Source organism: Psychrobacillus sp. NEAU-3TGS (assembly GCF_029955155.1).
Taxonomy (GTDB): domain Bacteria; phylum Bacillota; class Bacilli; order Bacillales_A; family Planococcaceae; genus Psychrobacillus.
In genome coordinates this window covers 1278293-1290240 of record NZ_JAPNOZ010000012.1, presented here as the reverse complement: position 1 = coordinate 1290240, position 11948 = coordinate 1278293, and the positions used below count along the sequence as shown (strand labels likewise).

Annotated in this window: 13 protein-coding genes and 1 pseudogene; 6 read left to right on the top strand and 8 right to left on the bottom strand. The window is 36.7% G+C overall.

Annotated features, from left to right (window positions below):
* Window positions 1–210, top strand: a 210-nt coding sequence (locus OR571_RS22660) for a hypothetical protein (RefSeq protein ID WP_282246251.1), incomplete at its 5' end; no start/stop codon positions are given.
* A gap of 47 nt (window positions 211–257) precedes the next feature.
* Here OR571_RS22660 and OR571_RS22655 read toward each other — a convergent pair.
* Window positions 258–1238 (bottom strand): proline dehydrogenase family protein, encoded by a 981-nt coding sequence (locus OR571_RS22655; protein WP_282246249.1) that lies wholly within the window; start codon window positions 1236–1238, stop codon window positions 258–260.
* A gap of 256 nt (window positions 1239–1494) precedes the next feature.
* On the opposite strand from OR571_RS22655, the gene OR571_RS22650 reads away from it, so the two are divergent.
* The 4 genes and pseudogenes from OR571_RS22650 to OR571_RS22640 all read left to right on the top strand — a co-directional run bounded on the left by OR571_RS22650 (window position 1495) and on the right by OR571_RS22640 (window position 4670).
* A complete protein-coding gene (locus OR571_RS22650) occupies window positions 1495–3813 on the top strand; it encodes a 5'-nucleotidase C-terminal domain-containing protein (RefSeq protein WP_282246247.1) in 2319 nt (772 codons plus the stop codon).
* 186 nt (window positions 3814–3999) lie between these two features.
* Window positions 4000–4287 carry a hypothetical protein gene (locus tag OR571_RS22645; protein WP_282246245.1) on the top strand — a complete coding sequence of 96 codons (288 nt, stop codon included), beginning with the start codon at window positions 4000–4002 and terminating at the stop codon, window positions 4285–4287.
* A pseudogene (locus OR571_RS23030) lies at window positions 4245–4436 on the top strand (hypothetical protein); the annotation flags it as partial. The gene OR571_RS22645 and the pseudogene OR571_RS23030, both read left to right, overlap by 43 nt.
* A gap of 51 nt (window positions 4437–4487) precedes the next feature.
* Entirely contained in the window at window positions 4488–4670 is a 183-nt protein-coding gene (locus OR571_RS22640) for a hypothetical protein (protein ID WP_282246244.1), read from the top strand.
* Between the two features lie 73 nt (window positions 4671–4743).
* Here OR571_RS22640 and OR571_RS22635 read toward each other — a convergent pair whose 3' ends face one another.
* From OR571_RS22635 to OR571_RS22605, 7 genes are all read right to left on the bottom strand, one after another.
* Window positions 4744–5793: a YkvI family membrane protein gene (locus OR571_RS22635; RefSeq protein ID WP_282246243.1), complete on the bottom strand. Its 1050-nt coding sequence runs from the start codon at window positions 5791–5793 to the stop codon at window positions 4744–4746.
* Window positions 5794–5926: 133 nt separating this feature from the next.
* Window positions 5927–6985, bottom strand: a complete 1059-nt coding sequence (locus OR571_RS22630; RefSeq protein WP_282246241.1) for a YkvI family membrane protein — start codon at window positions 6983–6985, stop codon at window positions 5927–5929.
* A gap of 85 nt (window positions 6986–7070) precedes the next feature.
* On the bottom strand, window positions 7071–8180 hold the full coding sequence (gene menC / locus OR571_RS22625) for an o-succinylbenzoate synthase (protein WP_282246239.1): 1110 nt from the start codon (window positions 8178–8180) through the stop codon (window positions 7071–7073).
* 1 nt (window position 8181) lies between these two features.
* Entirely contained in the window at window positions 8182–9006 is an 825-nt protein-coding gene (locus tag OR571_RS22620; protein WP_282246238.1) for a GNAT family N-acetyltransferase, read from the bottom strand.
* Between the two features lie 5 nt (window positions 9007–9011).
* Window positions 9012–10139 carry a M20 peptidase aminoacylase family protein gene (locus OR571_RS22615; RefSeq protein ID WP_282246236.1) on the bottom strand — a complete coding sequence of 376 codons (1128 nt, stop codon included), beginning with the start codon at window positions 10137–10139 and terminating at the stop codon, window positions 9012–9014.
* The gene (locus OR571_RS22610) at window positions 10136–10993 is read right to left on the bottom strand and encodes a MurR/RpiR family transcriptional regulator (RefSeq protein ID WP_282246234.1); all 858 of its coding nucleotides are present in this window, start codon (window positions 10991–10993) and stop codon (window positions 10136–10138) included. The genes OR571_RS22615 and OR571_RS22610 overlap by 4 nt, the downstream gene beginning before the upstream one ends.
* Window positions 10994–11158: 165 nt before the next feature.
* Window positions 11159–11305 carry a hypothetical protein gene (locus OR571_RS22605; protein WP_282246232.1) on the bottom strand — a complete coding sequence of 49 codons (147 nt, stop codon included), beginning with the start codon at window positions 11303–11305 and terminating at the stop codon, window positions 11159–11161.
* Window positions 11306–11630: 325 nt separating this feature from the next.
* Here OR571_RS22605 and OR571_RS22600 point away from each other — a divergent pair, with 325 nt between their 5' ends.
* A complete protein-coding gene (locus OR571_RS22600) occupies window positions 11631–11789 on the top strand; it encodes a hypothetical protein (RefSeq protein ID WP_282246230.1) in 159 nt (52 codons plus the stop codon).
* The last annotated feature ends 159 nt before the right edge of the window (window positions 11790–11948 follow it).

The window sequence follows — 11948 nt, the reverse complement described above, 5'->3', positions numbered from 1 at the left end:
TTATGGATTAGTCAGCAAGTTCTATTGATTGAAGCGCAAGGCGGCGACACCTGCGGGCTCACCGCCCGCCCCGCGGTAAGCGTCCGCCTGGAGCGGAAATCAATTGACTTTGCCGTATCTCTTTACGACGCAGTTTCCCAATTATGTGCGTTATTCCATTTATCATTTCCATTTGTTAAATGGGGCAAGAGACAGATTTTTGTAAAGTAAGCAAAAAAACTGTGTTGCCGGTACATAGTGGCAACACAGTTTTTCATTTATCTTTTGATTTTATTACTCTTTGTTAATCGTCCAAGGGCGAATGCAGCTGCACCGATTCCGATCAATGTGTTTGTTTTCTTATTGAATACTTGTTTTACTACAAGGTTCATGTTTTGAGGGCGTTCTGCTAGTCGGCGCATGAAATAGCCGTACCAGTCACTGCCAAATGGTACGTATGTGCAGAAGTTATAGCCTTCGTTTGCTAGTTGTTTCTGCATGTCTGTGCGGAAACCGTATAACATTTGGAATTCAAATTTGTCGTTTGGAATATTATTATCTTTGATAAATTGTTTGACATGGTTAATCACATTATGATCATGTGTTGCAATCGATGTGAATTTACCGTTTAGTAAGTGCCATTCGATTAATTCTACATAGTTTTGGTCGATTTCTTCTTTTGTTTGGTACGCATATTCTGCTGGTTCTTTATAAGCACCTTTTACAATACGAAGGCGGAAGTTTTTATACTTTTGAATATCTTCTACAGCGCGGTAGAAGTATGCTTGAATTACTGTTCCAAGATTATCGTATTCTTTAGATAGTTCGTCTAAAATATCGAATGATGGTTGTAAGTGTTTATGTGATTCCATATCGATATTGATGAAAGTACCATACTTATTTGCTATAGCTGTAATTTCTCTTAAATTCTCTAATGCAAAATCATAATCTATATCTAACCCAAGCTGGGATGGTTTCAATGAAATATGCGCATCTACTTGATGTTCTTCAATTGCTTCAATAACAGCAATGATTTGTGCTTTTGCTTCTAACGCCTCTTCTTTTTCAAAAACAAATTCACCTAAATTATCTACTGTACAGGAGATTCCAAGTGCGTTTAATTTTTTTATGCTTTCTATTGTTTCTTCAATATTTGTTCCAGCAACAACATGCTGTGCACCCATTTTTAATCCATATTTTTTTGCTGCCCCGTTCAATGTCTGATTTTCTGACAATGCGATAAAAATATCTTTTAACATAGTGATGCTCCCATCTCTTTATAATGTTTTATTATAGCACAAAAAGAATAATGTAAGCACATACAATTTGTTATCCTGTCGATTATATGAACGAAATACCTATAGACTAATGTCGAAGAGACTCATCTAACATTTACTGCAAATTATCGGAAATTAGTCTTGCGATATATTCATAACTCAGGTACTTTAGAATTAGTGAGTAATTATGAATCTTTTAATAGAATAAATTATTCAAACAACATTCAGGAGGTAAGTTATGAAAAACAGTAAGATCAAGAAGTCAGCTGTTGCTGCAATTGTTGCCACATCATTATTTTCTGCTGCAAATGTCTCATTTGCAAATAGTTCACTACAAGAGGTAGTAGACAATGCAAGAAAAGACATTAAAAAAGCTTCATATTCTTATGTAGTTCCTGCACAATCTGGGAAACTAGCTACTAGTGCCGAACTATATCCTGTATTAAATACTGCGAAAGCCAATTATCAAAAAGCAAGAATTGCAATTGTTAAATCTGATGCTAAAAACAAAGATACATTACTAAAAAATTTAGATGATTTATATTATGAAAGAGTTACAAAAGGATTAGTTCCTTATATCGATGCATATAACTATGCAGATAAATATTTAGATCCGATCATGAAAGAGCTAGCTCAAGCAGAAGCAAATAAAGACTGGGCAGCTATTGAAAAAGCATATCATAAACTATCTGTGCAACTAAAAACAAGAACTGCTATTTTATATCGCTTTACAGGAAAGGCATCTCGCGATCTATTGCTAGAGCAATATAAAAACCCAGCAAATCAAAAAAGAGATACACTAGCAGTACCTGTAACTATTTACATGAATGCTAATAAAGCAGCTGCACTTTATGCGGAAGGCAAAAAAGAAGAAGCAATGGCGATAGTTACTGCTACTTTGCCTCTTGTGGATAAGCTTCCAAGTGAGTCTGCAGTACCTGCTCTTAAAGAGCTTAAAATCCATTTAGAGAAATTATATGCCTCATACAAGGACGTAGATTTTTCGCTATCTTTAATGCATGTCAATGATACACATGCCAATACGCAAAAAGCGCCACAACGTCTGACTGCTATCAAAGAAGTGAGAGCGGAAAAACCATCTGCGTTATTGATCGATGCAGGGGACGTATTTTCTGGTACGCTTTACTTCAATGAATTCAAGGGACAAGCAGATTTAGCGTTGATGAATTTGATGAATTATGACGTGATGACATTTGGTAACCATGAATTCGATTTAGGTTCCACTCCGGAAGGGCATAAAGCATTAAGTGAGTTCATCCAAAAATCTAATTTCCCATTTGTAAGTTCAAATGTAGACTTTTCGAAAGATGTAAACTTAAAAGGATTATTTAATGTAAATGTTTCTTCGAATCCAAAGGACGGACAAATTTACAGCGGTATCATTAAAGAAGTAGACGGACATAAAATCGGATTATTCGGATTGACGACTGCTGAAACAGCAGATATTTCTAGTCCAAAAGATGTTACATTCACGGATTATATTAAAGCGGCTCAAACAATGGTAGATGAGTTTAAAAAACAAGGGGTTAATAAAGTTGTCGCAGTTTCTCATATCGGATACGACGATAATGCAGAGTTCGATAATGATTTACTATTAGCAGCAGCTGTTAATGGAATTGATGTAATTGTAGGCGGTCATAGCCATACTCAATTAGATAAGCCAGTAGTAGTGGATAAAGACAAAAATGGAATAGCAAAAGATCCAACAGTCATTGTTCAAGCATATCAGTACAGTGATTTCTTAGGTACATTAGATGTGGACTTTGACAAAGACGGTAAAGTAGTGGGACATGAAGGAGCTTTAATCCCGACAAAAGACAAAAAAGAAGATCCTGAAGCAGCGGCAGTATTGAAAACATATACAGAAAAAATTAAAGAAATAGAAGGACAAGAAATTGGCGTAGTGGCAGAAACAGAGTTAACAAATCCTCGTGCAACTACAGATGAAGATAAGAGTGTACGTAAAAACGAAACAGCCTTAGGTAATATTATTACTGACGGGATGCTAGCAAAAGCAAAAACATACAATGATAAAGTAGTGATGGCGTTCCAAAATGGTGGAGGAATTCGTGCGGAGATTAAAGCTGGACCAATTACGGTTGGAGACGTTATTACAGTACTTCCTTTCGGTAACACATTAGCAACAATGGAGTTAACAGGTAAGGAATTGAAAGAGGCATTTGAAATTAGCTTTAAATCTTATCCTAAAGAAAACGGTGGCTTTTTACATGTTGCTGGAGCAAAAGTTGAATTTGATTCTTCTAAACCAGCTGGACAACGTGTAGTATCTATAAAGTATAAAGCCGCAGACGGTTCGTATATAGATATTAAAGAAAATGAAAAGTATGTAGTAGCAACAAACGCATTCACTGCTGTACAAGGTGGAGACGGATATGACTTATTCAGAAAAGCTTACGAAGAAGGTCGTGTAACGGATCTTGGGCTTTCAGATTGGGAAAACCTTCAAGAACAACTTCAATCATTGAAAACAGTAAACAATGAAGTAGAAGGTCGAATTGTGGATGTAAAAAAATAATAAAGATAGATACCCATTTGCTTTTAAAGTAAATGGGTCTCTTCAGTTTGTAATGGTTTAGCATAAAAATTATCGGGTATGTAGTAGACAAGCGCGTATCATTATTTACGCGTAAAAAAGTAGCGAGTAAATCTAAAGTACAGAAGTGAGTGCTTACTTTCTAAAAGAAAGAGGAGGAATTTTTGTATGAAGAAAAACTACGTAAAAGTAACTGCTACAACTGCTCTGCTATCGGCCGCTATATTTGGTGGACCTTTAATAGGGAGCGCCCATTGGGAAGAAAAAGGACAAGCAAATGATTGGAAGCAATCCCATCAAAAGATGGAGAAACAGCATTGGAATAAAAATTTCCAAAAAATGATAAACAGTGGAATGAAAAGTACGTTAGTAAAGATAAAAACAAAAGCGAAAATTCGTCTAACACATATGAAATTGCAGATGGATTTGGGAAAAATACAATACTTCCACTTCTAGCATCTATTGAAACCGCAAAAGTAAATAAAGACTGGGAAGCATTAGAAGCCAATTACCATAAGCTTTCTAAAGAACTGAAAAAAGGAACCTCTCTATTTTATAAAGTAGATGGAAAAGAGAATCGAAACAAACTTATTAAGAAGTACAAAGTTCCAGCGGAAGCAAAACGTGCAGAGTTAGCATTGCCGATAAGTATTTATATGGCTGTGAACAGTTTAGAAAAATCATTTGAGAATGGCGATAAAGCCAAAGTCGAACAGAAGCTAGCAAAAGTTAAAATGTTAATGGATAAGCTAGAAAATGTAGATAATAATAGTCTACTACAAGATTTAGATGCAAAGGTAAAGGGATTAGAAAACAAACTACAGAACCAAACAGCATAGCAATCTAATTTCAAGGCTTATGATTAAATAGATGAAAAGTGGCGGAGACAATTATATGTCTCCGCCACTTTTTTCAATAAACCTTCCTTCGATATGTAAACCAAGATATGAGAATCGCCCCAATTAACAAGATTCCTAGATAACCCGTCACAGGATAGATTGTTCCGATGAGATAGACGAATCCTAACGAGCTCGCAAAAAAGGCGAAGGCACCAGAAAAAATAGTAAATGCTTTAAAGGAAGTTTTTCCTGGTTTTATAATACGTGCGGAAAATGCATACAGCATCGCCACAGCTGTGTTATAAATCATGCCAATAAGGATAATTGCCATTAAAAACCCGATAATAGGATGCATATTATTTGCGATGGTTACCATTGGCATCGATGTATTACCAATAGAATCTATTTGTGTGAGCATTGAAATATTAATGAGTAAAATAAGAAATCCTAGTCCAAGACCACCAAACATTCCTCCCCAACCAGCCACTTTTTGATTTTTGACCGTACCAGCTATTACAGTAATCATCGATACACCAGCAGCAATATTATAGGAAACATATAAAAAAGCGCCAACACCCCAATGGGAAACAGGGGGAGGTGTTCCCGCACTCACGGTTTTAAAATCTACGCTTGTATCATAATGGAACACCGAATAGGCTGCTATGATCAATACAATTACTAAAAGAAATGGAGTGATTGCACCAATTAGTCCAATAACTTTTTGAACACCTAACATTACAGAAATAATCGTAATAATGGCCATTATTAAACTACCTATTAAAGCAGATATGCCAAACTGCTCCTCAAAAACAACACCTGCTCCAGCAAACATAATCATCGTTATGCCGAACAGTAAACAAGTAATGACCATATCAATCACGAAACCTAAATACGGACCACAAATATGATAAATGACCTTCTGATGCGACGTCGTTTGCAAACGACTTCCAAGTTGAGTTAAACTCATTCCAAAAAATGCGAGTAAAACAGTTGCAAGAATCGAACCTGCAATGCCTAGATAGCCATAGCTCGTAAAAAATAATAATATTTCTTGTCCTGATACAAAGCCTGCTCCAACGACAATCCCGATAAAAGCGGATCCGATTTGAAGGCTTTTTTTCATATATTGGCTCCTTTTGTTTTCTAATGGGTTGCATCTATTTTCATATCATTTAAAGTATACGCTGATGATAGATCGGCCATGAATAGAATTGTTGGAAAAGCCTCGCAAAGCCTCTTTTATTTCCTTCTATCTACTAAACTCTCGCGCTTTTTCGTTTATACATAATCCAAGATACAATAATTGCAGCAATTAAAAGGAAGCCTAAATAACCTGTAATTGGATACACCGTCCCAACAAGATTCACAAAACCTAGGAAACTAGCGATAAAAGCAATCACACCAAATAGAATTGTAAAAGCTTTAAACGAAGGCTTTTCTGGTTTCACAACTCGTGCAGAAAATGCATAAAGCATCGCGACTGCAGTGTTATAAATCATACCTATTAAGACAATTGCCATAATAAATCCGACAATCGGATGTATTTCATTGGAGAGTGTAATCATTGGCATCGCGACATCCGCAATTTTATCCATTTGTGTTAGCATAGAAATATTAATTAGCAATATAAGTAAACCTAATCCTAATCCACCAATAATACCTCCACGACCTGCAACTTTTTGATCTTTTACAGTACCACCAATTACTGTGATCATTGCCACACCAGCAGCAATATTATAGGAAACATATAATAGCGCGCCCATTAGCCAGTTAGAAGCAGCAGGGGACGTTTTCGCAACAGCCGCGTCCATATCGATTGAATCAGGATTGAAATGAAATAAAGAATATCCCGCAATTACTACTACCATTACTAACAAGAATGGGGTAACCGCACTTATTAAACTAATCACTTTTTGAACATTTAATGTGACAGTTGCAATGGTGATTACAGTCATAAAAAGACTTCCAGCAACTGCAGGTAATCCGAATTGTTCTTCAAAAATCGCGCCAGCTCCTGAGAACATAACTACCGTTACGCCGAACAAGAAGAACGTGATGATAATATCTACAAAAGCACCTAAATAGCGACCACAAATATGATAAATTACGTCCTTATGAGAAGTCGTTTGAAGCCTACTTCCTAGTTGGGTTAAGTTCATCCCAAGAAAAGCAAAAAGAATTGTAGCGAGTATGGAACCCGCCATTCCTATGTAACCGAAGCTAGAAAAAAACTGTAAAATCTCTTGCCCCGAAGCAAATCCTGCACCGACAATGATTCCGATAAAAGCGGAACCAATTTGAAAACTTTTTTTCATATCTTTTACTCCTCATTATTAAAATATTCCGAAAATTAAAAGTGGAATGCGCCCTATATATAAAAGGAATAGGGCGCTTATTCTGTTAAGCTTTAAAGTTGAATGTATCTACTGTATAACGATCCATTGCTGCAAAGTTTGGCTCGTATCCAATGCCGTAGCTTGTAGGAACCGTAATATAGCCATCCGCTGCTACTACTTCCGGTGTAATAACATCTTCCTCCCAATAGCGAGAAGATCCAGCTGTATCACCAGGTAAGATAAAGTTCGGAAGAGTTGTTAGCGCTACATTATGAGCACGTCCAATTCCTGACTCTAACATACCACCACACCATACAGGAATATTATGTTCCATACAGTAGTCATGGATTTTTTTCGATTCCGTTAAGCCGCCCACACGGCCGATTTTAATATTAATAATCTTTGTGCTGCCTAGCTCAACCGCCTTGCGAGCATCTTCCAAGGAATGAATGCTTTCGTCTAAACAGATAGGTGTTTTTAACTCTTTTTGTAATTTAGCATGGTCGATAATATCGTCGGAAGCTAAAGGTTGTTCAATCATTGTCAGATTGTATTCATCTAATTGCTTTAAAACATCGATATCATCTAATGTATAGGCCGAGTTCGCGTCAGCCATTAATGGGACATTCGGATAGGCTTCTCGAAGTGCTTTTATTACATCTACATCAAAGCCAGGCTTTATTTTTACTTTCATCCGTTTATAGCCTTCTGCTACATATCCACGAACTAATTCGATTAAATCTTCTGTGCTTTTTTGAATACCGATACTAATACCGACTTCAATTTTTTCAGCGGTTCCACCAAGTGCTTGTGCCAAAGTCATTTGATTGCGTTTTGCATATAAGTCCCAAATAGCACCTTCCACTGTTGCTTTCGCCATATTGTTTTTGCGAAGGGGAGCGAAGAGTTCATTCACTTCATCTGGGTGAGCAAACTCTTTATCTAATACAAGTGGGATTAGAAAATCTCGGATCATATGTAAATTGGTTTCAAGTGTTTCCTCGTTATACCAAGGAGAGTGAAAGGCAGTAGATTCTCCCCAGCCTGTATTTCCGAGTTCATCTGTAACCTCTAATAGAAGGAACTCTTTATCTTGGAAGGTTCCAAAGCTTGTTGAAAAAGGGGATTTCATCTTCATTTTCATTTTGCGTATATTAATTTCTTTAATTTGCATATTAGTTCTCCTCTGTTTGTATTGGTATAGTGGATCTTTGTACAAATTGATAATAGTTCACTGGTTCATCTGTTTTACGGACGGCAACGAGTGCATAGCCTTTTGAAAATAGGGTTTGAATAATTTTTCGTATTTGTAAACGCCATTGTAGGGCAGTCTCGGGACTTATTTTTTTCATCACTTGAAATTGCTGGGGAACAGGCACTTCATATCCTTTGTGAGTTGGGTCAAACGACTCAGGTTCCTCTAGAATAGGTAAATTTTGCTCCGTCAATGCAGTTTGAAAAGGATTATCGAAAATTATATTGCTTGGCATCCATTTCTTCTCGACACGATCACTTGTAATCCACCATTCAATTTGTAAACGATCCGTTGGTAAGCCGGCGTTAATCCCGCCTGTCATTTCCCCGTAGCAATTTTCAATGTACGTATCAACGATTCCGTATAGCTTGGAAACATTTAAATAAGCATTGCGGCTTTCTAGGGGATCGAATGTCCAGGTAATTAGCTTGTAACCCATCTCTTTTGCTACGACAAGCTGTTCTTCTTTTAGTTTTTTGCCGATGCCTTGTAGTTGGTAATCTGGATGTATACCAAGCATGTGGGAGCATAGGTATGCTTCGTTGTTTTGATAGCCAGCAAAACCATAAGAAAAGCCGACTAATTTCTCCTCATCAAATGCACCGATGATCAATCCACCATTTTTAACAGCCGTAAGTGTTTGGTGGACAGGAATTGCTTCCATGCCCCAAACTGTCTGTTCTAATTGCTGAACTAGTTGCATTTCCTCGACAGTTTTTAAAACGCGCATCGTTATTTGGTTCATATTATTTACTCCTTTGTTCGAAAAGTACCGATGATCGTACGAGCTAAAATTTCGATGCCAGTTATAATGCTCTCCTCGTTAAACCGCATTTCCGGATGATGTAATCCAGGACTAAGATCGCAGCCTAAACCAAGCATTGTCGCCTTAATGGAAGGCCTTTTCAATGTATAAAAATGAAAATCTTCCCCGCCTGGTGTAACGATTGGCGGCACATAATATGGTTTACCGATCGTGTCGATGATTGCTGTTTTCATCAGTTCCACTGCTGAATCGTCCACTTCTGCAGCTGCAATTTCTGTCTCTATATGAAAATCGATAGTTATATTATTTAGGGAGGCAACAGAACTAATCGCATGCTCTACTTTGCCAATTAATTCATTCATCACGGTATTTGATTGTGCCCGGACATCGATACTAAACTCAGCATTACCAGGAATAATATTAGCAGATTCACCGCCAGCTTGGAATTTTGTGATTTTAGCAGAATAGGAAATCATCGGGTCCAGGTAAATCGCTTGTATGGCTTGCACCATTTGCGCACCGACTTCAATTGCATTTACTCCTAGATGTGGTCTTGCACCATGTGCTTCCACGCCATGAATTTTTCCGCTAATTAGTTTTGCAGCACCATGTAAAATAGCTGGAGCAGCATAGCCATTTCGAATTTCTTGAATTGGACGAAGATGTACACCGTACAAATAGTCAATCTCGTCGACTAGTCCTTTATCAATATAAGAAAGAGCACCTGTACCTTTTTCCTCTGCTGGCTGAAATAATACTTTTAGCGTACCTTGTTTCGGAATACCTAATTTTTTCAGTAAAAGGAGTGTACCGACAGCCATCGTCATATGTGCATCATGTCCACATGAATGGTTGGCTTTGAACTCTCCGTCCACTTCTTGCCATAAGGCATCCATATCTGTTCGAAGTCCGACACAAGGTTTTCCACTTCCAATGGTTACAACTAATCCAGTTGAATCTTCAAAAGTAGTGACTTGGAATCCTTCTCGGATAAGAAAATCTTTCAAATACTCGGTCGTTAGAAACTCTTTCCAGCTAATTTCAGGATTGGCATGAAGATGTTGAAACACTGCTTTCACAGTAGGTTTTATATCTAATAATGCTTGTTTCATATTGGGTCCTTTCCTTCCTCGAATAGAAAATGACTCGGAATCGTTTCATATAGTGCTTGCCTCTTCATGAAATCCTCTTTTTGCTCCACGATTAAACCAGCAACAATGGCATTCATAAACGAAAAGAGGGGGGAGACAGCATCTAAAGTTGACTTGTTTGCTGCATAAATAGGGAACAATACATCACTATACGCATGAATCGGCGCTAAAATCGAGTCACTTATTCCTATAATATATGATTTTTGATTGCGTATAAGCCCGGCTATTTCAATCGTTTCTTTTAAATAACGGTGGAAAGAAATGATGATGACAACAGAATGCTCGTCCATTTTCATAATGGTGCGGATTACATCCTCCGTATCAGGCCGTATAAAATGGACATTTTCTTTTACTAAACCTAAAGAAAAGGAAAGCCAGTTAGCAGCCGAATAAGAAGAACGAAGTCCGAGTACATAGACAGATTTCGCGTTGGATAAACGTTGGACAGTAGCTTGATATGCGAGCTCATCTATTTGATTCATCGTAGCTAAGATGGATTCCCGATCCTGTTCCATTACTTGCTTATGGAAACTCATATCTTTAGGGATATCCATTTTAGATTGCTGATAACTCGTTAAACTACTTTCCTTAAAAAATTGCTCTCGAACTAATTTTTGCAGTTCTGTATAGCCGGAAAAACCAAGGGAATTCGAAAAACGAATAACGGTGGATTCACTTATCCCGATTTTAGAACCAAACTCTGCTGCCGAATATAATGCGATATCATTGGGATGGTCCAATACGTAATTCGCAACTTTCTTCTGACTTTTCGACATTTTGGTAAAATGTTCACGTATCAAATCTCGTAATAACAAAGCTCAAACTCCTTTTTGAAGGAAATTCATCATTATTGAAGAAAATTGAAGTATTAACTTCATTTTAATATTGTTTAATTTATCACAATATTCAGCTGAATGCAATATATTAATTCCTAAAAATTAAAAAATCCCCACTCGAGTGGGGACTAGCATGATAGATTATTAGGATTCGTTAGTTGTATCTGTAGTTTCTTCTTTTTCTTCGAAGTTATAGACGGGACCGCCTTCACCAATCATATTCAGAGAAGCAATGACATCCCAATTTTTTCGCATAGCCATTTCCTCTGGATCAACTGGATTTGAATACATGATACTCTCCTCCTTATCATACTTTACTAGCTAGTATATTAATGAAGGTAGATAATATATGATGAAATGCATTCTATTATGCACAAATTTTTTTTGTTTAAGTTGGTCCTTTAAATGCAAAGTTGTTTGAAATAGAAAAAAATAAAAATTAATTTCAGCCATATGAAAACGCTTTAAATATATTTTTGAACTACTGTTTTACCTCCTAAATGTATTGTGTTAATTTATGTTTAATTCTGTCAATTGAAATAACTTAAAAGTATATTACAATAAAAATAATGAAAGGAGATGAAAAAAACTGTCAGCCGAACATTTTGTAAATGTTATGAATCACAGTATACAAAGAGTTGAGAAATCAGTAGAACAAATGGAGCGTCATACAACCATTACAAAAACAGAACAACTTCAACTTATGCAAGCAGTATTGGAATTGGCAGATAGAATTAAGTTAATTGAAACCCATGTCAAAATGATCAATAAATAGGACTTTCATATAAGCAGATGTAGAAAAAGCTTTTCATTTTCTACATCTGCCTTTTTAGTTAAGGAAATTAATACTTTAGATGAATAGCTCGAGGAGATGCTTTTCTATTAGCATTTCAAGAGCTCTTTTAGAATTTTTTTGTTTATTAGTCCTTTATCA